The organism is Peribacillus sedimenti (genome assembly GCF_046237635.1).
GTDB classification, from domain to species: Bacteria; Bacillota; Bacilli; order Bacillales; family DSM-1321; genus Peribacillus; species Peribacillus sedimenti.
Window position 1 is genome coordinate 1,389,524 of the sequence record NZ_CP143547.1, and the last position, 22,132, is coordinate 1,411,655.

A 22,132-nucleotide genomic window follows, 5' to 3' on the forward strand; every position below is an offset into this window, starting at 1 on the left:
TGTTTTATCTGGAATATTGTTTTGAATAGTGTCTTTGTTTGTTCAATGGGAGGGTTCAGTCAATATGTCCAAGAAAGTTTGCATGTTTGTGTGGAACCATTTCACAAATGATGCCAGGGTATTTCGGGAATGCTCTGCATTGTCTGAAGCGGGATATGAAGTGGATTTAGTGGCGATTCACGATTGGAAAGATGAAAAGCTGCTTTTACATGAACAGCATAAGAATGGTTTCGAGGTGTTCCGTGTGAAAAATAGAATCCCCGGGCTACACAAATATGCTGGAAAAATGAAGAAGCTGTTTGTCCTTGGTCTTGTGGGTCTGATTATGCTTTTGTTTTTAGGGATTATTCCAAAAAATATACTGGCGATTGTTTCATTACCCATTTTCGCAATTATGGCAGGGATAGTTTTCGCCATGACCAAAACAAAATTGCCCAAGCTGCTGACGAGAGCTTTTATCTTTTTCCAAATGGTACACAAGGGTCATTCGAAACGATATGACTTTTACCATTCCAATGATCTTAACACTCTTTTGCAGGGGGTATTAAGTGCGAAGCTGTTTCGCCGCAGGAAGCTGATTTACGATTCGCACGAAGTACAGACAAGCAGAACGGGCTATAACAGCAGGATATACGGCATTATGGAGAGATTTTTGCTGAGGTTTGTAGACGAAATGATAGCTGAAAATCATACTCGTGCCAAATATAACGAGAATCTGTACGGAATATACCCTAATGTCGTCCATAATTACCCGATTCCTTCCCGGCCGGAAACCAGCTCTGAAGTCAATTTGCACGGGCTGCTGGGACTTCCTGAAACAGAACCGATCCTCTTGTATCAGGGGGGCATCCAAATTGGGCGGGGGCTTGAAAAAATCGTGGACGCTGTACCATTGATAGAGCGAGGCACCGTCGTATTCATTGGGGATGGAAGACTGAAGCGTGACCTGGAAAGGATGGTGTGTGTCAAAGGCCTTTCTGAACGTGTCATGTTCATCCCGAAAGTCCCGGTGGACGAGCTCTTGCATTATACACGCAATGCGTATTTAGGATTCCAGGTATTGAACAATGTGTGCTTTAACCATTATTCGGCGTCATCCAATAAACTTTTCGAATACATGATGAGCGGTGTTCCTGTGATAGCATGCAGTTTTCCGGAGATTCAAAAAGTAGTAGAGAACGAGAATATCGGGATCTGTGTTGATTCTCATGATCCTGCATCCATTGCCGAAGGTGTTAATTATCTATTGAATCATCCGGCCCTACGGAAGGTAATGAGCCGAAATTGTTTGACGGCACGTGAAAAATATAACTGGATGAATGAAAAACAAAACTTTATCGATATCTATGAATCTGCATGAAACACAAACTGACATAGGTAATTCATTTCGATCTTAGTAATAATCATGCGAAGAGGAGCTGGAGAATATGAAACTTTGTACCATGGGCTTAGGGTATATAGGACTGCCAACATCAGTAATGTTTGCAAAACATGGAGTGGATGTAGTAGGAGTGGATATATATTCCGAGATTGTTAGTAAGCTCAATGCTGGAGAACTCCATATCGAAGAGCCGGGCCTTGGGGACGTTTTGCGTGAAGCAGTGGAGAATAAAAAATTTCGTGCTTCCTTGACACCTGAAGCTGCAGATGTATTTCTTATTGCCGTTCCGACTCCTAATAAGCAGGATCAATATAAATCATGTGATTTGTCCTATGTTATACAGGCATCGGAAAAAATCATTCCACTTGTAGAGAAAGGGAATGTAATCATTGTTGAATCAACTATTTCCCCGAGAAGTATGGACGATGGGGTAAGGCCTCTGTTTGAAAAGGCTGGATTTACCATAGGAGAGGATATCTATCTGGTTCATTGTCCGGAGCGTGTTCTGCCGGGACGAATCATGCATGAGCTCATCCACAATGACCGGATCGTAGGCGGGGTGACAGAGGCCTGTGCAGATGCTGGGGCACGCGTATATGAGACGTTTGTTAAGGGTGATATTATCCGGACGGATGCAAAGACTGCAGAAATGTCCAAGCTTATGGAGAATACATTTCGGGACGTTAATATTGCGCTCGCTAATGAGCTTTCAAAGATTTGCTTGAAGCTGGATATCAATGTCCTCAATGTGATCAGCATGGCGAACAAGCACCCGCGTGTCAATATTCATCAGCCTGGCCCAGGCGTTGGAGGGCATTGTTTAGCCGTAGATCCGTATTTCATTGTTGCAAAAGCGCCAGAGCTTGCCAAAATGATTAAAACAGCTCGCGATACCAATGTTTCCATGCCGCATTATGTTGTGGACAATGTAAAAATGCTTCTAGAGGGAGTCAGAAAGCCTAAGGTTGCAGTTTTTGGACTTACCTATAAAGGCAATGTCGATGATTTGCGAGAAAGCCCTGCTGTAGAGGTGGTTAACCTGCTAATGAGCGAGGGGAATATCGAGGTTGCCCTGCATGACCCGCATGTCGCCCTTAATAAAATGCCGGTTGTACCCGCCGAGGAAGCAGTTAACCAGGCAGATTTGATATTAGTGCTGACGGACCACAATGAATTTAAAGAAATGGATTTGGACAGCTTGACGAAGAGCATGAAACACAAGCTGCTGCTAGATACAAGAAACTGCATCAATCAGGAGCGGTATGAACAAGTCAATGTCATTAATATGGGAAATCTCTATCAATATAAATCGAACCAAGTCGCATCGTTTAAATCCAGCAGGGCAATTTAGAGCCGGTGTAATTACCAGTTCTCTGCCACAAAAAAAAGTCTACTATACTCTGACAGTCTGCTTACAGTTCAATAGTGTATAAGATGGGTCTCCTTCTTGATAATTATATGACAAGGCTGACATAGCAAGGTCCTGATCGTCTTGCAAAAACAGAAGGCTCCAATTCAGGAGCCTGTTTCTTGATGCTGCCAACATGGTGAGCGAGGAGCAGAACGAGGCTGCTAAACAGGTCAGACACTGTACAACGCTTTATCGTTCGCAACGGGGTCAGACCCTCTGTGGTTCTTTAACATCCTAAATGGGTCAGACCTCTGTGATTCTTTAACATACTAAACGGGGCAGATACTCTGTGATTTTTTAACATAGTAAACGGGGGCTGACCCCTTGCAATTCTTTTATGTATTAAATGAGATGGGGTGAGGGTTATGGGCGGCATTATTGATATAAATGAGCTGGTTTTTGAAGGTCGGGATAGGATCTTGATCATTACCAATGCGTATCCGCATCCTGACCAGCTGTACCGGAATGGTTTTATTCATCGGCGGGTGCTTTCTTACATGGAGTCTGATATTGCCATCGATGTATTTGTGCTGCATCCGGCTTATAAAAATCCAGGAGGTTATGTGTACGAGGAAGTACAAGTTTATAGGGGAACGGAAGCCCATTTAAGGACATTGCTTAGTTATAAAGCACATAAAAAAGCACTCATCCACTTTGTTAACCCTCAAATGGTCCATGCAATAAAAGAAACATGCCCAGATATGCCGATCATCACCTGGGTCCATGGATTTGAAACAGAAGCCTGGCATAGGCGCTGGTTCAATTTCCTGGATAATGCTGCCAGTTTGCGCCGTGTTCTGAACATGGCCGACACTTATTATGTGGATCAGCTTTCTTTTATGAATTGGTTTTATCGAACGACAGACCTCGACGTAACCTTTGTCCATATTTCCGAATGGTTCAAAACACATATTGCGGAGTGCGATGCAAGGGCAGTATCAAGAAAATCGGTGATTATTCCAAATGTCATTGATGAAACACTGTTTAGCTATCAGGAAAAACCGGCGGAATACCGTAAGAAAATATTAACCATCCGTCCGTACGCTTCAAGGAAATATGCCAACGATTTATCGGTTAATGCAGTATTGGAGCTTTCAAAGAGGCCAATTTTTCAGGAGCTGGATTTTTCGTTTTACGGAGACGGAGTGTTATTTGATGAGATAACCGGGCCTCTGCTTGAATTTAAGAATGTAACAGTTCACAAAGGCTTCCTTCCTCAAAATGAAATTGCCGATTTGCATAAACAGTTTGGAGTTTTTCTATGTCCTACGCGGCTGGACTCACAGGGAGTTTCTATGTGTGAGGCTATGTCCAGCGGACTGGTCCCCATTTCAACAGATACGACAGCAATTCCTGAATTTGTCGAGCATGATGTTTCGGGCCTTCTGACAAAGAAGGACAATCCTGTGGATATTGCAGATGCTATTGAACGCCTATATTTTAATCCAGAGGTGTTCTCCAGGATTTCAAGTGCTGCATCCCGTTCTATTCAGGAGAAATGCGCAACAAATGTAGTAATTAACAAGGAGCTGGAACTTATTAATGGCTAATAGGGAGTCCTTATACGAGGAACTCGAGGCCCAGATGAAGGATATGATGCAAATGACACTGGAATTGGCGGAACGCTATGAGGCAGAAGCAAACGGATATAAAGAGGAACTGGAAGCATGTAAAAAACAAATCGAGGATCTGTTGCCTAAGGCTAAGGAAGCGGAAAGACTGAACAAAAAGGAAGCTTATGTTAAGCGGTCAGGAACCATTACAAACAAATGGCTTGCAGTAAAAGCATTCATAAAAATGCGATAAGAAATTAGGTAATCCAAATTGGAGTGAACAAATTGAAACAAATTGGCAACACATCCGAGACAAAGCTAAGAATACTAGTGTTCGGCTTTATTGATATGAATACGATGGATGGTTCTGCGGTTTTCCTGTCATCCGTTGCTACGGCCCTGGCATTGGACAAAAATATACATGTTGATTTGCTGCTGGCAAGGCCTATCAAACGGGATATCCTCCTTGAACCGCTTGAGGCAGCTGATAACATTACTGTAATCAATCCATATGAAGACGAGGTATTTAAGCAGTCTGGGGAAGAATGGCTAAGGAAGGGATTTTTGTCTTATACCGATGCGGAAAGCTTAATATGCCATTATTGGAGCAGAAATCGGTATGACTGGCTTTTGGTGAGAAGCATGGACACGGTTGAGAGGATCCTTCCACATAGCAGCATCATCGAACAAACGCTGGTTTATGTAACAGGCCTAACACATGCAGATCAAAACCTTAATGACAGCAGCCATGATTCCTTAAAGAACATTTATGAAAAATGTGCATATTTTTTATGCCAGACAAAAGAGATGTGCCAATTTGTCATCGATTTACTGGAACTGCCCGCAGATCATAAAGTTGCTTTGCTTTCACCCATGATACCTGACGTGGAAGTGGAAGAAAATCAGGAATTGACCAGACAGCTGGTATACACTGGGAAATTTGATCCAGACTGGCGGACAATCGAAATTATCACTGCTTTTAAAGAGTTAAAACGGGAGATGGAAGATTTAACCCTTCATATAGCAGGTGATAAATTCAATAGGCGAGAGCAGCAGCCTAATTTCAGGGAAGAGGCGATGTATCTTCTGAGGAATACAGATGGCCTGAATTGGTATGGTGCACTGACCAGGAAAGATGCCCAGCAGCTAATCGTAAATAGCGACATTGGTATAACATGGAGAAGCCCGGAGATGGACAGCAGCCTTGAGTTATCCACTAAACTATTGGAATACGGCATTCTGAAAAAGCCTGTTATCATGAATCCTACTAAGATGCACAAACAGCTTTTTGGAGAGGACTATCCGCTGTTTGCAAATACAGAAAAGGAGTTCCGCGACGCTGTAAAAAACGCGCTGAATGACAGACAAATATATGACAGTGCTGCAGCAAGGATGTACCAGGTGAGCAGCAATTTTGTATTTTCCAAAGCGTTAAAGCGCCTGCAGCCAATGCTTTGGGGAAAGCGAATCAAGCAGTATATGACGGATATGGCTAGGCAGGGAATTTCCATAAAAGCAGATGCAGAAAGCCTGCCATTCCTGACAGCAATCCCGCATTTCAATATAAAAGAAGCATTGCTGAAAAATGAACCCGAAGGACAGACCTGTTTTATAATAGAAAGTCCAGGTAACGAAATGAAAAAGATGGAGCAATTCATCAGATTTTCTAAATCAGGGGTGATACAAGACATTGAAAAAATGGGTCCCCTTGATTTTGTGAAAATTAAGTCTGTTGCTGCTGATTTGGAGACGATCTTAATTGCCAATAAGGCATTCTTTCCGTATATAGGCACCGAGGTTCAGCGTTCTCCTGGAAGGATTAAGAGAAGGAAAGCAGATTCAAAAGAACAAATGGGTGTAGGCACAAATACCAGAGCAATTCAGAGAGAGAACAAGGAGTTGTCCAGGCTGCTGCAAAAGCTGACCAGGCAACAGGCGAATCTTGAACATAAGTATAAGGCGCTATCAAGCTCCAAGATGGGCAGGCTTACGATGAAATATTGGGAAATCAGGAGAAGGTACCAACAGCCCTGAAGATCATGATAGGAAATGTAAAAAACCAGTTCCATATAGGGAGCTGGTTTTTTTATTGATTAGTAAATAACCTTCCGACAGGCTATTATTGTTTCGTTCTTTCCCTTTTTGGTATGTAAAATATAATGAATAAGTAACAGAATATTTCAATAACGATTGTAAAATGTTTTATCTTACCATAACATTCTATTTAAGCACACCGATATTATTGATAATGAAGTGACTTGTGTAAGAGTTTACCATCATACTCTTTGTGTATTTGAGTGGTAGACCCTGCCGTTTCATTTTACAGTTGGACACTAATTGAAATTCGACAAAAAATATACATTAAAAGAGGGGAATGCATGTTAAAGGGGTTAAAGGAACGGAAAAACCTAAAACTGACTTATCAAATCATTATTCTTATAGTGATTATTCTTGTTTTGCCGCTCTTCGCCATAGTGTATTACTTTTATTCATCAACCATGAATAGCATGGAACAGATTGGCGAAGAACAGGCTATTACATCTATCCATATCGCTGAAAGGCTAATAGAAAATCTTGGGGAGGACCTTCTGGCAGTTGTCAGTTCCAATTCACATTGGGAGGATTACCGAACGGCAATCAAGGATAAGGATTTATCCTGGATCGAACAGAATGTGGATGAAAACCTTAAATCCGTACCGATACTGGATTTTGTCGTTACTACTGACAATGAGGGGAAGATTCTTTCTGCTGCAGAGAAGGATGGCCGCATTGTGAAAGATTTGGATTACGCATCTATTCTTCAGCGTTTAACGAAAGAAGAAAAATATTCAGGATTAATAAAGACGACTAAAGGATTAGCGATTATTTCAGCGTCTAAAGTAACGAATGAGGAAGGTAATGCCCCTCCAACGGGCAACCTGATTTTTGGCAGGCTGTTAAATTCGCAGGATATTAGCGATATTCAGGAAACATTACAGGCAAACCTTGTGCTCGCCACGAAGCATGGGCAGGCAATATCTGCTGAAGGAGGGATCACAAAACTGCCAAAGGATATTCCGAACAAACCAGACTATTCTATTTCGTACGAGACTACGTCTCACAATGATACCATCACCGTGCATGTTTACAAACCGATATCTGATATTTCCAATGAGGAAATGGCCACAGTGTACATACAATATCCTTTGAGCACCAGTACGAAAGTGCTTAAAAACATGAATCAAATGAGCTTGTTTAATGGTATCATGATTATCCTTCTCCTGGTGATCCTGACTGCTGTCCTGCAGCGCCGTATCCTGATGCCTCTCAAGCATTTTAAAACCGCGCTCGAGCAAGTAGCGACGGGATCATCCATTAAGGAAATACCCGCAAAGGTGATGGCCCATGCAGAGGACAATATCATAAAATTATTCGAGCAGTTACATAGATTGTCTAATTATGATTATTTAACAGAACTGCCAAATCGCCGTTATTCTTCTAGACATTTAGAACAAACATTGAAAAATGCACGGGACCACAATCAGAAAGTGGCTGTGATGTATTTTGACCTCGACCGTTTTAAATATATTAACGATAGCCTGGGACACAGAACAGGGGATAATTTGCTTAAGCTGGTGGCAGAGAGGGTTGCTAAAGTTGTTCCACAGAACGGGATGGCAGCCAGATTGGGCGGTGACGAATTTATCATTATATTGCCGGAAGTTACGAATCTAAAAGAAGTCGAATCCATAGCAGAAAACATTAAGGATATACACTCCGCACCGTTTCTGGTAGATAGCTATGACCTGTTTGTCACTTCGAGCATTGGAATCAGTATCTTTCCCGATGATGGGGACACTGCAGAAGCATTATTGATGAATGCGGATGTCGCTATGTATCGTGCGAAAGAGCAGGGCAGGAACAAGTTTCAATTTTACAGTTCAAACATGAATTCCCGTCTGATCGATAAAATAAAAATGGAATCGATGCTCAGTAAGGCAGTAGAGGATAATGAGCTATTCTTGGTGTATCAGCCAAAGTACAGGGTTCAGACTAACGAAATTATCGGAATGGAAGCTTTAATTCGGTGGTTACATCCTGAACTTGGCATCATTCCGCCCAATGATTTTATTCCTCTAGCAGAGGAGACAGGGTTAATCGTATCAATTGGCAAATGGGTTCTTAAAACTGCCTGTGCACAGAATAAACAATGGCAAGATGAAGGTCTGCCGCCCCTAAGGGTTGCTGTCAATATTTCCGCAAGGCAATTCCAGCATGAGGACATCGTAAAAACTGTGAAAGAGATATTGAAAGAAACACAGCTGAAGGCGGAATGGCTGGAACTGGAAATCACTGAAAGCACCATTATGAAATATGGAAACGAGACGGTAAAGATCCTGAAAAAATTAAAGTCAATGGGCATATCCGTTTCCATTGATGATTTTGGCACCGGCTATTCCTCCTTAAGCTATCTTAAGCTATTTCCGGTAAATGGCTTAAAGATTGACCAGTCTTTCATAAAAGACATCCACACGGATAGAGGGGATCTGGCCATTGTTAAATCAGCCATTACTCTGGGGCATGCGATGAATTTTGAGGTAGTGGCAGAAGGGGTGGAAACGGAGCAGCATGTGGAGATTTTGAAGAAAGAGAAGTGCGATGTAGCTCAGGGTTACTTTTATAGCCGTCCGGTAACAGCAGAAGCGTTTGAGAAAATGCTCAGAGAAAATTTTAAGGACCAATCGTCCGTAATATAAGTGGTCAAAACTATAAACAGTACCCCGGCTGTAGAACAAAGTACATCAGCAAACCGGTACATAGGGCACTGCTTTACCAGTCTGAGAAAACGAATTGCTTCGTGCAAGTAAAACGATATTTTCGATGAAGGTTTTAATTTCATGTAAGCTTAAGACAGTTTTGTTTTTATTTGTCCTTGATCACGCTGGTTCGCAGCTATTGTAAGGATTTCGTGCTGATCGTTCTTCTGAAGATCACATTTCTTACTATCGACTGGTACTGGAACTTCCTTTCCCCCATGGAGGTCTAATTGTCACCTCTGTCACTGATTTTAGACCTTCATCGCCCTTATGAAGGTCTAATTTTTTTCTCTGTCACTGGTTTAGGTCTTCATTGCCATTATGAAGGTATAATTCTCAGCCAGGTACTGATTTTAACCCTTAAGGTGCTTTTTTATACTTGCTCAACAACCACGTAAACCAGTTACCAAACGGAGCTGTTTTAAGTGTTTAAATCATACCTTCTGCCTTTAACAAGATAATATACGTTCTCCGCTATGTTGGTACAGTGGTCGGCAGCCCGCTCCAGATACCTGCATACAAACGACAGCTGGCTAATTTCTGGCAGCATTTCCACATTTCCCTTATTCAAACCGAGCAGCTCTTTGATTGACTCACCGTAGAGCTCATCTACCTTATCGTCCATATCAGCCACCTTGACTGCTTTATCAATATCATCTTCCATAAAAGCATCCAGGGATTGATTTAACATATCCAGGGTAAATTTATGCATCGACCTGATACTATCAAGAAGTTCGACTTGAGGGTCTTTGCCGATTCTGATGGTGGATTTTGCGATATTTACTGCAAAATCCGCAATTCGCTCCACCTCGTTAGCAATTTTTATGGCAGCAACTATTCTCCGGAGGTCAATGGCCACCGGCTGCTGTTTAGCTATAAGCCAAATCGCAATATCATTTATTTCTTCTTCTAATAAATTCGCTTTTGTATCATCTTCCATTATTTCCAAAGCTAATTCAATATTTTGGGATTCGAGCGCTTCGAGGGAGCGAATCAAGGCTTCATTCGTAAAACTCCCAAGCTCGATCAGTTTGTCCTGAAGCTTTTTTAGATCCTGCTCAAATTTTTCACGGATCGGCATATCGCAGGTGACCTCCTTCTTTCAATGGGAACTCCATTTTTAACCGAATCGGCCGGTAATATATTCTTCTGTCCTTTTATCATCAGGATTGGAAAACATCTTTGTTGTTTTGGCGAATTCAACAACCTCCCCGTTAAGAAAGAAAGCCGTCTTATCGGAAATTCGTGCTGCTTGCTGCATGTTATGGGTGACGATTATGATACTGTAGTCTTTTTTCAGAACCTGGAGCAATTCCTCTACTTTCAGAGTGGAGATGGGGTCCAGTGCAGAGGTTGGTTCATCCATCAAAATGACGTCTGGCTCAATTGCCATGCAGCGGGCTATGCAAAGCCTTTGCTGCTGGCCGCCTGAGAGGCCAAATGCATTTTGGTTCAAGCGGTCCTTTACTTCATCCCAGAGAGCCGCGCCGCGTAAACTCTTTTCTGCAATTTGGTCCAATATTTTTCGATCCCTGATCCCGTGAATTCGGGGTCCATAGACGACATTTTCAAATATTGATTTTGGAAAAGGGTTCGGTTTCTGAAAAACCATTCCAACCTTTGTTCTCAATTCTTCCACTCTATATGATTTATCAAGGATATTCCTGCCGCGGTACAGAATCTCGCCCGAGGTTCGAACCCCGGGAACCAGTTCGATCATTCTGTTCAAAGTTTTAATATATGTAGACTTGCCGCATCCTGAAGGGCCTATGATTGCGGTTACTTCATTTTCTTTTATATCCAGGTTGATTTCTTTTAGTGCCTGGTTGTTTCCATACCATAGATTCAAATTTTTTGTTGAATAAACGATATTTTTCCCATCAGAATTGGCAGTGCCAGACTTTGGTCGATTCTCCTGGTTCGTTGGAGCGGATGTACTCATGGATTACCTCCTAATTTGAGGGTGATCATTCATCAATATCTTTTCTGATATTTGTTTCTTATGATAATTGCGATTGTATTCAATAAAATCAACAGGATCAGCAATACAATGATTCCCGCTGCGGCCAGTGCGTGAAATGCTTCCTGCGGGCGGCTGGTCCAGTTGTAAATCTGCATGGGCAGGACTGTGAAAGTATCGAGCACACCCCTCGGCAAAAATGCAACGAATAATGGAATGCCAAGCACCACCAATGGGGCGGTTTCACCAATGGCCCTCGAAAATGCCAGAATGCCCCCGGTCAATATCCCCGGAATGGCGGCAGGCAGTACAATCCGGACAATGGTGCCCCATTTTGTAGCACCCAATCCATAGGACGCTTCCCTCATCTCTTTTGGAACAGCACGGATCGCTTCCTGTGACGCAACTATGATGACCGGCAGCACAAGAAGGCTCATGGTCAGGCCTGCAGCCAGTACACTTGTACCCAGGCTCAGGGCGCGGACAAAGACAGTTAAGCCCAATAATCCAAAAACAATGGAGGGCACACCTGCCAGGTTTGAGATATTAATCTGGATGAATGTAGTAATCGCATTTTTGGGTGCATACTCTTCCAGATAGACAGCTGTCCCGACTCCAAGAAATAAAGATACCGGCGCCACCACTGCAACCAGCCATATTGAACCGATTAAGGCTGTGTAAACACCCGCCGCTTCAGGCCTCCTGGAGGGTAAGCTTTGCAGGAACTGCAGGTCAAAGTATGGCAATCCCTGAGAAAGGATCCGGTACAGCAAGATCGCTAACACCAGTAAACCAAATAGGGTTGCAATCAGGAAAAGCGTACGAAAAAAGATGTTTGCAGAAAGTCTGGGCCGCATATGGCTGATTACCTTACTATCGTCTACAAATTTCATTAATATTCCTCCCTAAAGCGGCGGGAGACATATTGGGCAATGAAATTCATGATTAATGTAAACACGAAGAGTGTCATCCCGACTGCGTAAATGCTGTAGTAAATGGTGGTTCCATAGCCGACATCTCCCTGGCTTACCTGGACGATGTATGCCGTCATCGTTTGTATGGATTCGGTGACATTCCAGCCAAGATTAGGAGAGGAACCGCCAGCTACAGATACAATCATTGTCTCGCCAATCGCACGGGAAATGGCAAGAACGATGGAGGCTACAACGCCTGATATGGCAGCAGGAAGAACAACCTTGAATGCCACTTCGATTTTTGTGGAGCCGAGTGCAAGTGCACCTTCTCTCATGGCGTTGGGAACTGAGGACATGGCGTCCTCAGACAGGGATGCGATCATCGGGGTAATCATGATCCCAATCACAATACCAGGACTTAAAGCATTAAAAACAGCCAGGCCTGGTATGATCTCCCTTAAAACAGGTGTAACAAAAGTTAAAGCGAAATATCCATACACAATCGTCGGGATGCCGGCCAAAACTTCGAAGATGGGTTTAATGATTCTGCGTGCACGATCGGAGGCATACTCGCTTAGATAAATAGCGGCTGCCAGCCCGATTGGCACCGCTACAATCACTGCGATTGCAGTTACCCTTAAAGTTCCGGATATCAATGGCAATATTCCGTATGATGCGTGCGTTTCCGAAAAGGGGTACCATTTCTCCGCGGTCAGAAATTCCTTGAAGGATACAGACTGGAAAAATAAGATCGTTTCGAAAATGAGTGTAAGGACAATTCCGATTGTGGTCAGTACAGATACAGCGGCAATGATAAATAAAAGGAAGGGAACAGCCTTTTGAAGCGATCCTCCTTTTTTATCCTTAGTCATTTTCTCATCAATCATTTCCCGGACAGAGAGCGTGTTTGCGATCTTTTCCGAAGCCATATTCAACCCCCGTTAAATGCAATAGTTCTCCTTTGGAAATATAGTTTTCCGAAGGCGGCCAGTATGGAAACTTTCTGGCGTTTTGTGCAAAAGATTGCGGTCTGAAAGTTGTCACCGCAGTTTTTATTTGATAGCATCCAGCTTTTGCATGTCTTTTGTATATTCTTCCTTAGGGAGTTTTACATAGCCGACATCCTCTGCAAATTCACCTGCATTCTCAATCGTAAACCTGACAAAGTCCCGGACTTCTTTTTGGTCCGTCACAGCCTTATTGCTGACATAGGTAAACAGCGGCCGTGAAAGTGGGCTGTATTCGCCATTTTGGATCGTTTCATGCGTCGGTTTGACAGGGCCTTTTCCGTTATCGATCGGAACGACTTTCAAGTCATCCTTGTTTTCGTAATAATAGGCAAAGCCGAAATACCCGATGGCATTCTTGTCTCCTCTGACTCCTTGAACCAGAACATTGTCATCCTCTGACAGGGTAGCCGCTTCCACCATTGGCTTGTCCTGTAAAATTATTTCATTAAAATAGTCGAATGTACCGGAGTCTGTTCCCGGAGAGTAAAATTTGATTTCTTCGTTCGGCCATCCCTTTCGGATATCCGACCATTTTTTTGGCTTTCCTGTTTCTAGCCACATATTCCGCAATTCTTCCACTGTCAAATGATCGACCCAGTCATTGTCCTTATTCACCGCTATTGAAAGTCCATCAAAAGCAAGCCGGAGCTCCGTATATGAAATTCCATTCTGCTTCAGTTTTGCTGCTTCCTCTTTCTTTACAGGGCGAGAGGCGTTCGTTATATCGGTTTCTCCGGCTGCAAACGACTTAAAGCCCCCGCCTGTCCCTGATGATCCAACTGATACCTTTACATCAGGCTGTTCCGCACCGTATTCTTCGACTATTGCCTCCATAATTGGATACACGGTTGATGAACCATCAACCCTGATGCTTCCTGAGAGCTGTTGGCCTCCGCCGTCGCCGCCCCCTTGATTGTTATTATCATTATTTCCATTGCCGCCGCATGCTGATAGGAATAAGAGCGGCAATATCAGAGCAATGTTTCTTATGAATTTTGTTATTGTGCCCATCTTGATCCTCCTTGAATTTGAATAAATAAATTACTTCATGTTGAATTTAAGGTTATTATTTACAAAAAAGAATAAGTTTTATGAAAAAAATTTGGCAGATGAAAGAGATTAGCCTCTTTATGAAATCGTGGTTTCAAGTTAAATAAGCCCACCGAAGGCTATTTTGCATAAAGCAGTCTTTAGAACGAGTTAAATGTGAGGGTAAGAATTAGAGGATTTGTAAAAACATGAATTTGTATTACTATATCTGATCTATTTTGAATTTTCTTAAAACTTTGCCGAAATTTAACAAATTTTATTCTGATTCATTTATAATTGTATGGTCGGAGCCGGATTATTTATTAAAAAGTGTATGGGGAAAGCGGTTCTTGGAGGGGAAGGTGTTCCCGGGCACTATTTTGTGCTTCCTATCATGGACAGCCGTACTTAGCAGCAACAAATCAAGATATTCCAAAAGTTATGATCGGGGAGGTCGATGACAAATGAAATTGCTTTCATTCTATGATTCTAATGAGATTAAATTGGGCGTAAAAACAGAAGGCGGTATCGTTGATGTTCAGTCTGCAGCTGAGAAAGCAGGAATTCCTGCACCCAACACCATTCTTGAGGTGATTACCCAGGGACCGGAAGCGCTGGCATCATTAAAAGAAATCGTGGCGGCTTCCAAAGATCCAGTTCCAGAAGAACAGGTCAAGTATGCACCTCCTATACATAATCCCGGCAAGATTATATGTGTGGGAGCGAATTACCGCAAACACGCCGAAGAATCCGGACTGCCGATACCAGAATATCCTGTCTACTTTTCGAAGTTTATTAATAGTCTCGCAGGAAATCGGCAGAATGTGGAAGTACCGTCTTTTGCACAGCAAGTCGATTACGAGGTCGAGCTGGTCGTTGTAATCGGAAAACCGGCCAAAAGAGTATCTCCTGAACAAGCTCTGGATTTTGTGTTTGGTTATGCTGCCGGAAATGATCTCTCAGTACGAGAACTCCAGTTCCGCAGCAATCAATGGCTTTACGGGAAATCGCTAGACGGCTTTGCGCCGCTAGGCCCATATATAGTCACTTCTGATGAAGTGTCAAACCCTCAAAACTTACAATTAAAATGCTGGGTTAATGGTGAACTGCGCCAGGATTCAAATACGGCAGATATGATATTCCCAGTTGCAAGGTTGATTAGTGACTTATCCCAGATCATGACGCTTGAGCCAGGCGATATCATTTATACAGGCACACCTGAAGGAGTGATCCTGGGCATGCAGGAGAAGAACTGGCTGAAGCCGGGGGATGAAGTGGTTTGTGAAGTAGAGGGCCTTGGACGCCTGATTACCAACCTTACCCAATAAGCGTACGTACGACAGAATGAATCAACAACAATGGTTCCCTGCATTTTTGCCGGGAACCTATTTGATTTGTATTTTTTACATGCAGCAAACCAGAAGACAGCAGTAGGTGGTTCCACGAAATACGAAGGTGTCTGCCTATCTTTGACAGGTATTGCCGAGCCGGACCGTAAATTGGATTGGTGCGACAATGGAAACGGCCGACAGGTAAGGAGCCGCAGGTGGAGAGGATCAATGACCCCCTGGAATTTCACATTTGTACAGCGGTGACACAGAAGGATGGAGACGAAGCCAGCCAAAGTCAGATTATATGGTTTTGTGTCCTTGGCTATACATATAGACCCAGAATAATAAATAGTCTCTTTGCATGGGGAGGCTTTTTAATGTGTTGGACGCAAAAACTATTTTTCAAAAGGACCGTAAGTTGTATATTGACATTGATATTGTCAATTTAATTGGGAAACGGGAATTGATATATTATTTTTAAAATGAAAATTGCAGAATTTATGGACAGGGTGGCAGCCGGTAAAAGACAGCGATTACATCAGTGAATTACGTGATTTTACCAAGTAGTGGTAAAAAAACAATCCCGATGAAATGTCTGCCAAGTATTATCAATAACTTACATTTTCCGATAATATTATTGGTTATTACATATTTATACAAAACAAAAGACTTCAAAAATCGACGGCAAAATGATAAAATTAAAAAATATGAAGTAAGGGAGTTTTGGTAAATGAGTACTATTACTGTATACACAAAAAATGGTTGCCCTAAGTGCGATATGACCAAGAATGTCTTGAATGCTGAAGGCATTGAATTTGAAACGTTCAATGTAGAAGAGGATGAAAAAGCTTATGACTTTGTCGTAAATACTCTGGGGTTGCGAGAAATGCCTGTCGTTGTCGCAGAGGGGCAGGAACCATTCACTGGATTCCAGCCAGATAAGTTACAAGCGTTAAAGAAATAATGCTGTTAGTCTACCTTTCTTTGACAGGCAATGTCAGGAGCTTCGTAAAGCAGGTTGGGGTGGATTCAATAGAACTGAACTATTCCAACCCTCTTACAGAGGTTGATCGAGAATATATTCTTATAACCCCTACCTATGATGATGATATTACAGACGTGATAAGCAATTTCATCGAATATGACAATAATATCCACTTTTTGAAAGGCTTTGTTGGAAGTGGCAATAAAAACTTTGACAATAGCTACTGTTTCAATGCAGTGAATCTGTCGAAGAAATACAAAAAGCCACTGCTATTTACATTCGAATTTAGCGGTACCGATAAAGATATCAGGCAATTTAAGAAGGATGTGTTAGCAATTGAAGAGTCCAGAACTTATCAGCAAAGTTAAAGAAGATACCTATTTCAAATTGAATAACTTAGTCAATATACCAAAGGACGGCAAGATTCAATTAGATAAAGATAAACAGGCTGCCAGAGCTTACTTCTTAGAGTATGTAAACCCGAATACAGTTTTCTTTCACTCCTTGAATGAAAAATTGGATTATTTGATAGAAAATAATTTCCTGAAAGAAGACTTTTTGAATCTATATAGCAGGAAATTTGTTAAAGAACTATTCAAGAAAGTTTATAAACATAAATTCCGTTTTCGCTCATTCATGGGTGCCTATAAATTTTATCAGCAATATGCTTTAAAGACAGATGATAAGCAGCGCTTCCTCGAGCGATTTGAAGACAGGCTTGCTTTCAATGCACTTGCACTGGCAAATGGCAACGAGGAATTGGCCCTGGATTTGGCAGAAGAATTGATCAACCAGCGCTATCAGCCTGCGACTCCTACATTCCTTAACATTGGAAAGAAACGGGCAGGAGAAATGGTGTCTTGCTTCTTACTGACTGTATCAGATGATATGAATTCGATTGGCCGTTCCATTAACTCTGCATTGCAATTGTCCAAACTGGGCGGGGGCGTTGGCATCAACCTTACCAATCTTCGTGCAAACAATGACCCGATTAAGGGAGTATATGGACTTGCTGATGGTGTGGTCCCTGTAATGAAAATGTTTGAAGATGCTTTCTCCTATGCCAACCAGGGCGGAGCGAGAGATGGCGCGGGTGTAGTGTATTTAAACATCTTTCACCCGGATGTAGTAGACTTCCTCTCAGTAAGAAAAGAAAATGCAGATGAAAAAGTCCGTATCAAAACCCTGTCACTGGGCTTGGTAGTGCCTGATAAATTCTATGAATTAATCAAGGCTAACGCCAATATGTATCTGTTTTCTCCTCATGATGTTGAAAAGGAATATGGTATTCCATTCTCTTATGTAGATATTACAAAAGAATATGACAACATGGTTAACAATCCTAATATCCGCAAGTCGAAAATTAAGGCACGCGAGCTTGAAACAGAGATTAGCAATTTGCAAAACGAAAGTGGCTATCCATATATCATCAATATCGATACCGCTAATAATGCAAATCCGATCAACGGAAGAATCGTAATGAGCAATCTGTGCACGGAAATCTTCCAGGTCATGAAAGACTCAATGATTTCGAACGACCAGACGTTTGAGTTTTTGGGCAACGATATTAGCTGTAATCTGGGCTCGACCAATGTTGTGAACCTGATGGCTTCACCGGACTTCGGAAAATCTGTGAGAGTCATGCTCCGTGCACTGACACATGTATCAGATGAATCCAAAATCGATGTAGTGCCTACAGTGAAAAATGGAAACGATATGTATCATTCTGTTGGGCTCGGAGCAATGAACTTACACGGTTACTTTGCTAAAAACGAAATCCTGTATGGATCGCCTGAATCCATTGAGATTACAGATTTGTATTTCCTGCTATTAAACTATTGGACTCTAGTGGAAAGCAATAATATCTCAATTGAAACAGGAAAAACGTTCTACGAGTTTGAAAAGTCCAAGTATGCTACAGGCGAATACTTTGATCACTATATAGAAACGGATTATACGCCAAAGCATCCTAGGGTGGCAGAGCTGTTTTCCCATATCCAGATCCCGACCAGGGAAGACTGGGCAAAACTGAAAGAATCAGTACAGAAACATGGCATATACAATGCTTACCGGCTTGCTGTAGCGCCTACAGGGTCCATATCTTATGTAAATGAAGCTACGGCATCCATCCACCCTATCACCCAGCGCATTGAAGAAAGAACGGAAGGCAAGCGCGGCAAGGTATATTATCCGGCTCCATATTTGTCTGACGAGACTATTAAATATTATCAATCGGCGTATGATATCGATCAGAGAAGAATCATCGATATTTATGCTACAGCCCAAAAACACGTCGACCAAGGATTGAGCATGACGCTATTCATGAGGTCTGAACTTCCAGAAGGCATGTATGAATGGAAAGCAAACAGTGACCACCCAACAAAGAAGACAACCAGGGATTTAAGTATCCTGCGAAATTATGCCTGGAAGCAGGGGATTAAATCAGTGTATTATATCAGAACCTTCACTGATGATGGGGATGAAGTTGGGGCTAACTATTGCGAATCGTGCTCAATCTAAGGAGGAAGCTATCAAAATATGACAAAATATAAAGCAATAAATTGGAATGCATTAGAAGATATTATGGATAAAAAGACATATGAGAAGCTAACCGAGCAATTTTGGTTAGCGACTCGTATGCCTGTATCTAAGGATAAAGCGGATTGGACGAATCTGCCTGATAACGAAAAGCGGCTGGTGGAACGCGTTTTCGTGGGCTTGACAATGCTGGATACTCTTCAATCAGAAATTGGGATCGATGCATTGAAGCCGGACGCCAGGACGAAGCACGAAATTGCCGTTTTAAATAACATTGCTTTCATGGAATCTGAGCATGCCCGCAGCTACTCCTCCATTTTTAGTACTTTGAATACCAACAAAGAAATCCGCGAGATATTTGAATGGTCAGAAACACATGAAACATTGCAGATTAAAGCGAGTATTATAGATGAAATCTATCGAAACGGGACAGCACTGGAGAGGAAGGTAGCCAGTGTATTCCTGGAATCTTTCCTTTTCTACTCCGGTTTTTACACACCTTTGTATTATTTAGGAAAGTCTAAACTTATGAACGTGGCAGAAGTGATCAAACTTATCATCCGCGATGAGTCACAGCATGGCGGATATATCGGCTATAAGTTTAAACTGGGCTTTAATGAACTGTCTCCAGAGGAGCAAGAAAAGCTGAAATCATGGACTTACACGCTGCTGTACCAGCTGTACCAAAACGAAGTGAAGTACACTGAGTATCTATACGATGAAGTCGGCTGGACAGAGGATGTAAAAGTGTTCCTTCGCTATAATGCGAATAAAGCATTAATGAATCTTGGATTGTCACCTCTATTCAATGACACAGCAGATGATGTTAATCCTATTGTCATTAATGGCTTGTCAACCGGAACAACGAACCATGATTTCTTCTCGGCTGTGGGAAATGGATACCTTATGTCGGTTGTAGAGCAAATGAATGACGACGATTATGATTACTGATAATGTGAGGTATGCATCGTGCTGAAAATAGATCAAAAACTGAAAATCAGGATTAAATATTTCAATGAAGAATTACCTAAAATCACCAAAATTGAAAAGGGAGATTGGATCGATTTGCGGGCAGCAAAAACGATCGAGCTTAAAAAGGATGAGTTCACCTTGATTCCTTTGGGTGTAGGTATGGAGCTGCCTAATAATTATGAAGCGCATGTTGTACCGCGATCAAGCACATTTAAAAACTTCGGGATCATCCAAACAAACTCCATGGGAGTAGTGGATGAATCATACAAAGGCGATAATGACCAGTGGTTCTTTCCTGCGTATGCATTGCGTGATACAAAGATTGAGTTCGGCGAACGTATTTGCCAATTCAGGATTATGGAGAAAATGCCTGAAATTGAGTTCGAGGAAGTCCAGCAGCTGGGAAATGAAGACCGCGGCGGACATGGGTCAACTGGAACTAAATAATAAATGGTTGTGGACAAGTTGAACTAGCTTTGGTGGGTCGCATAGTTCTTTACGATATAAATATTAGGAGAGCATGGATGATTACTTTCATCCATGCTTTTTGTCTTTACAGGTCCTCTTCATGGTCCGGAGGTTCGATTTCCGATCAGCCCCCTATAACGATAAAAAAACTTGGTATAACCCACTTATCTGATCGTAAGGATTTATTAAAGGAATTATTAAGCAAAGATGGGTATGACATAAGCGTGCAGTTGTCGAATGCCGTATATCAAAGAAGGGTGATAAACGAGCACAGCACAGTACCGGCTGTATGAGGAACTGGTTCTTATCGCAGAATAGAGTGTTACAAAAAGCATATGATTGAATATGCGATGCTTTGAACAAACAGGCGGGTGTTTTGATCATAAACGAGAGTTTGAATCATTAAATGCCGGTTTGCGGTTCATACGATTTCGGTTGGCTTATACTGTTGGGACAGTCGTTGGCCACAGATTATGAGGACATAGCAAATAGGGAACAGTTAATCTTTAAAAATTTAAGAAAAATTATATGGAAATTGAACTGCACCCCAATTGTTAGTGACAGATACAATTGGAGGTGTACTTTTATGTGTAGTTTTATCTTGTACAGAAAAGTATTGTTCGTTAATAACGTTATTTTATAAAAATTTATGAGAGTTAGGATTTTTAAATCCCATACGATTGGGAAGGGATAGCGGCTGTAAATGTGGAAATTGTTATATCAGCCAATTAAGGAGTGAGGCAATATTACATAAGTAGAGGATGGTTAAGTATGACTAAACTTAATCCAAAGGTACGAGTAGCGGTCATCCAGGCTGCATCTGTTATCATGGACCGGGAAGCAAGCACGGACAAGGCAGTTTCCTTGACGCTAGAGGCTGGAGAAAAAGGGGCCAATATCGTCGTTTTTCCAGAAGCGTTCATTCCTGCATATCCCAGGGGTCTTAGTTTTGGGGCAACGGTTGGCAGCCGGTCTCCGGAAGGCAGGAAGGACTGGTTCCGTTATTGGGATAATTCAATTGTTGTACCCAGCGACACTACTGATAAGCTGGGCGAAGCTGCATGCAGGGCGGGTGTTTATCTCGTAGTCGGCGTCATAGAACGGGATAATGAATATAGTGGTGGTACTTTATATTGCACTGTATTATTTTTTGGCCCTGATGGTGCTCTGCTTGGCAAGCATCGAAAATTAAAGCCTACCGGTTCCGAGCGATTAATTTGGGGAGAAGGCGATGGCAGTACTCTCTCAGTTTTCGATACTCCATATGGAAAAATCGGGGCACTGATTTGCTGGGAAAATTATATGCCGTTAGCCAGGGCCGCCATGTATGCGAAAGGGGTACAAATTTATATCGCTCCAACCGCAGACGCACGGGATCTATGGCAGTCCACCATCCGCCATATAGCAGCGGAAGGGAGATGCTTTGTTTTATCCTGCAATCAATATGTAAATAAAAGCATGTATCCAATTGATTTAGCCGGTTATCACGAGCTGGCATCGTCTCCCGAGGAGATGTGCCGGGGAGGAAGCGCTATCGTTGGCCCTTTAGGGGACTACATTACCGAACCGGTTTTTGGAAAAGAAGATATTCTGATAGCCGATCTTGATCTGCGGGATATAGCCTTCAGTCAATTTGATTTCGACGCATCAGGCCACTATTCAAGGCCGGATATATTTCAGCTTCATGTAAATGAACAGAAAAAGGAGAATGTAAAGTGGGGGACCGATATACCGGCTCCTGTATAAAACATATAGGGACCCGGGTTTTTCAGGGTCCCTTTCTA

Annotated in this window: 18 protein-coding genes; 13 read left to right on the forward strand and 5 right to left on the reverse strand. The window is 42.3% G+C overall.

The window, feature by feature from the left end:
- Window positions 1-64: 64 nt before the first annotated feature.
- The 6 genes from V1500_RS06925 to V1500_RS06950 all read left to right on the forward strand — a co-directional run bounded on the left by V1500_RS06925 (window position 65) and on the right by V1500_RS06950 (window position 9,081).
- Window positions 65-1,360 (forward strand): glycosyltransferase, encoded by a 1,296-nt coding sequence (locus tag V1500_RS06925; protein WP_409304846.1) that lies wholly within the window; start codon window positions 65-67, stop codon window positions 1,358-1,360.
- A gap of 67 nt (window positions 1,361-1,427) precedes the next feature.
- Entirely contained in the window at window positions 1,428-2,732 is a 1,305-nt protein-coding gene (locus tag V1500_RS06930; protein ID WP_409304847.1) for a nucleotide sugar dehydrogenase, read from the forward strand.
- Window positions 2,733-3,157: 425 nt separating this feature from the next.
- The gene (locus V1500_RS06935) at window positions 3,158-4,342 is read left to right on the forward strand and encodes a glycosyltransferase family 4 protein (RefSeq protein WP_409304848.1); all 1,185 of its coding nucleotides are present in this window, start codon (window positions 3,158-3,160) and stop codon (window positions 4,340-4,342) included.
- Entirely contained in the window at window positions 4,335-4,598 is a 264-nt protein-coding gene (locus tag V1500_RS06940; protein WP_409304849.1) for a hypothetical protein, read from the forward strand. The genes V1500_RS06935 and V1500_RS06940 overlap by 8 nt, the downstream gene beginning before the upstream one ends.
- Window positions 4,599-4,630: 32 nt before the next feature.
- Window positions 4,631-6,379 (forward strand): glycosyltransferase, encoded by a 1,749-nt coding sequence (locus tag V1500_RS06945; RefSeq protein ID WP_409304850.1) that lies wholly within the window; start codon window positions 4,631-4,633, stop codon window positions 6,377-6,379.
- 344 nt (window positions 6,380-6,723) lie between these two features.
- On the forward strand, window positions 6,724-9,081 hold the full coding sequence (locus tag V1500_RS06950; RefSeq protein ID WP_409304851.1) for an EAL domain-containing protein: 2,358 nt from the start codon (window positions 6,724-6,726) through the stop codon (window positions 9,079-9,081).
- Between the two features lie 481 nt (window positions 9,082-9,562).
- Here the strand turns inward: V1500_RS06950 and phoU are convergent, their stop codons facing one another.
- The 5 genes from phoU to V1500_RS06975 all read right to left on the reverse strand — a co-directional run bounded on the left by phoU (window position 9,563) and on the right by V1500_RS06975 (window position 14,036).
- Window positions 9,563-10,222 (reverse strand): phosphate signaling complex protein PhoU, encoded by a 660-nt coding sequence (phoU, locus tag V1500_RS06955; protein ID WP_409304852.1) that lies wholly within the window; start codon window positions 10,220-10,222, stop codon window positions 9,563-9,565.
- A gap of 39 nt (window positions 10,223-10,261) precedes the next feature.
- Window positions 10,262-11,083: a phosphate ABC transporter ATP-binding protein PstB gene (pstB, locus tag V1500_RS06960; RefSeq protein ID WP_409304853.1), complete on the reverse strand. Its 822-nt coding sequence runs from the start codon at window positions 11,081-11,083 to the stop codon at window positions 10,262-10,264.
- Window positions 11,084-11,115: 32 nt separating this feature from the next.
- Complete coding sequence (gene pstA / locus V1500_RS06965; protein WP_409304854.1) at window positions 11,116-11,994, reverse strand: phosphate ABC transporter permease PstA; 879 nt, start codon at window positions 11,992-11,994, stop codon at window positions 11,116-11,118.
- Window positions 11,994-12,944, reverse strand: a complete 951-nt coding sequence (pstC, locus tag V1500_RS06970; RefSeq protein ID WP_409304855.1) for a phosphate ABC transporter permease subunit PstC — start codon at window positions 12,942-12,944, stop codon at window positions 11,994-11,996. The genes pstA and pstC overlap by 1 nt, the downstream gene beginning before the upstream one ends.
- A 123-nt stretch (window positions 12,945-13,067) precedes the next feature.
- A complete protein-coding gene (locus V1500_RS06975; RefSeq protein ID WP_409304856.1) occupies window positions 13,068-14,036 on the reverse strand; it encodes a PstS family phosphate ABC transporter substrate-binding protein in 969 nt (322 codons plus the stop codon).
- Window positions 14,037-14,518: 482 nt separating this feature from the next.
- Between V1500_RS06975 and V1500_RS06980 the strand changes: the two genes are divergently transcribed.
- The 7 genes from V1500_RS06980 (at window position 14,519) to V1500_RS07010 (ending at window position 22,094) form a co-directional block, all read left to right on the forward strand.
- Window positions 14,519-15,382, forward strand: a complete 864-nt coding sequence (locus V1500_RS06980; RefSeq protein ID WP_409304857.1) for a fumarylacetoacetate hydrolase family protein — start codon at window positions 14,519-14,521, stop codon at window positions 15,380-15,382.
- Window positions 15,383-16,115: 733 nt separating this feature from the next.
- On the forward strand, window positions 16,116-16,349 hold the full coding sequence (locus tag V1500_RS06985; RefSeq protein ID WP_409304858.1) for a glutaredoxin domain-containing protein: 234 nt from the start codon (window positions 16,116-16,118) through the stop codon (window positions 16,347-16,349).
- 59 nt (window positions 16,350-16,408) lie between these two features.
- Window positions 16,409-16,738 carry a class Ib ribonucleoside-diphosphate reductase assembly flavoprotein NrdI gene (locus V1500_RS06990; RefSeq protein WP_409304859.1) on the forward strand — a complete coding sequence of 110 codons (330 nt, stop codon included), beginning with the start codon at window positions 16,409-16,411 and terminating at the stop codon, window positions 16,736-16,738.
- Window positions 16,707-18,890: a class 1b ribonucleoside-diphosphate reductase subunit alpha gene (nrdE, locus tag V1500_RS06995; RefSeq protein ID WP_409304860.1), complete on the forward strand. Its 2,184-nt coding sequence runs from the start codon at window positions 16,707-16,709 to the stop codon at window positions 18,888-18,890. Before V1500_RS06990 ends, nrdE begins: the two co-directional genes overlap by 32 nt.
- 18 nt (window positions 18,891-18,908) lie before the next feature.
- A complete protein-coding gene (gene nrdF, locus V1500_RS07000; RefSeq protein ID WP_409304861.1) occupies window positions 18,909-19,859 on the forward strand; it encodes a class 1b ribonucleoside-diphosphate reductase subunit beta in 951 nt (316 codons plus the stop codon).
- 39 nt (window positions 19,860-19,898) lie between these two features.
- The gene (locus tag V1500_RS07005) at window positions 19,899-20,327 is read left to right on the forward strand and encodes a dUTP diphosphatase (protein WP_409305938.1); all 429 of its coding nucleotides are present in this window, start codon (window positions 19,899-19,901) and stop codon (window positions 20,325-20,327) included.
- A gap of 792 nt (window positions 20,328-21,119) precedes the next feature.
- Window positions 21,120-22,094 (forward strand): carbon-nitrogen hydrolase family protein, encoded by a 975-nt coding sequence (locus V1500_RS07010; protein ID WP_409304862.1) that lies wholly within the window; start codon window positions 21,120-21,122, stop codon window positions 22,092-22,094.
- The last annotated feature ends 38 nt before the right edge of the window (window positions 22,095-22,132 follow it).

Coding starts and splice junctions, on each gene's coding strand:
- V1500_RS06925 (WP_409304846.1), top strand. CDS start 65: ATGTCCAAGAAAGTTTGCATGTTTGTGTGGAACCATTTCACAAATGAT.
- V1500_RS06930 (WP_409304847.1), top strand. CDS start 1,428: ATGAAACTTTGTACCATGGGCTTAGGGTATATAGGACTGCCAACATCA.
- V1500_RS06935 (WP_409304848.1), top strand. CDS start 3,158: ATGGGCGGCATTATTGATATAAATGAGCTGGTTTTTGAAGGTCGGGAT.
- V1500_RS06940 (WP_409304849.1), top strand. CDS start 4,335: ATGGCTAATAGGGAGTCCTTATACGAGGAACTCGAGGCCCAGATGAAG.
- V1500_RS06950 (WP_409304851.1), top strand. CDS start 6,724: ATGTTAAAGGGGTTAAAGGAACGGAAAAACCTAAAACTGACTTATCAA.
- phoU (WP_409304852.1), bottom strand. CDS start 10,222: ATGCCGATCCGTGAAAAATTTGAGCAGGATCTAAAAAAGCTTCAGGAC.
- pstB (WP_409304853.1), bottom strand. CDS start 11,083: ATGAGTACATCCGCTCCAACGAACCAGGAGAATCGACCAAAGTCTGGC.
- pstA (WP_409304854.1), bottom strand. CDS start 11,994: ATGAAATTTGTAGACGATAGTAAGGTAATCAGCCATATGCGGCCCAGA.
- pstC (WP_409304855.1), bottom strand. CDS start 12,944: ATGGCTTCGGAAAAGATCGCAAACACGCTCTCTGTCCGGGAAATGATT.
- V1500_RS06975 (WP_409304856.1), bottom strand. CDS start 14,036: ATGGGCACAATAACAAAATTCATAAGAAACATTGCTCTGATATTGCCG.
- V1500_RS06980 (WP_409304857.1), top strand. CDS start 14,519: ATGAAATTGCTTTCATTCTATGATTCTAATGAGATTAAATTGGGCGTA.
- V1500_RS06985 (WP_409304858.1), top strand. CDS start 16,116: ATGAGTACTATTACTGTATACACAAAAAATGGTTGCCCTAAGTGCGAT.
- nrdF (WP_409304861.1), top strand. CDS start 18,909: ATGACAAAATATAAAGCAATAAATTGGAATGCATTAGAAGATATTATG.
- V1500_RS07010 (WP_409304862.1), top strand. CDS start 21,120: ATGACTAAACTTAATCCAAAGGTACGAGTAGCGGTCATCCAGGCTGCA.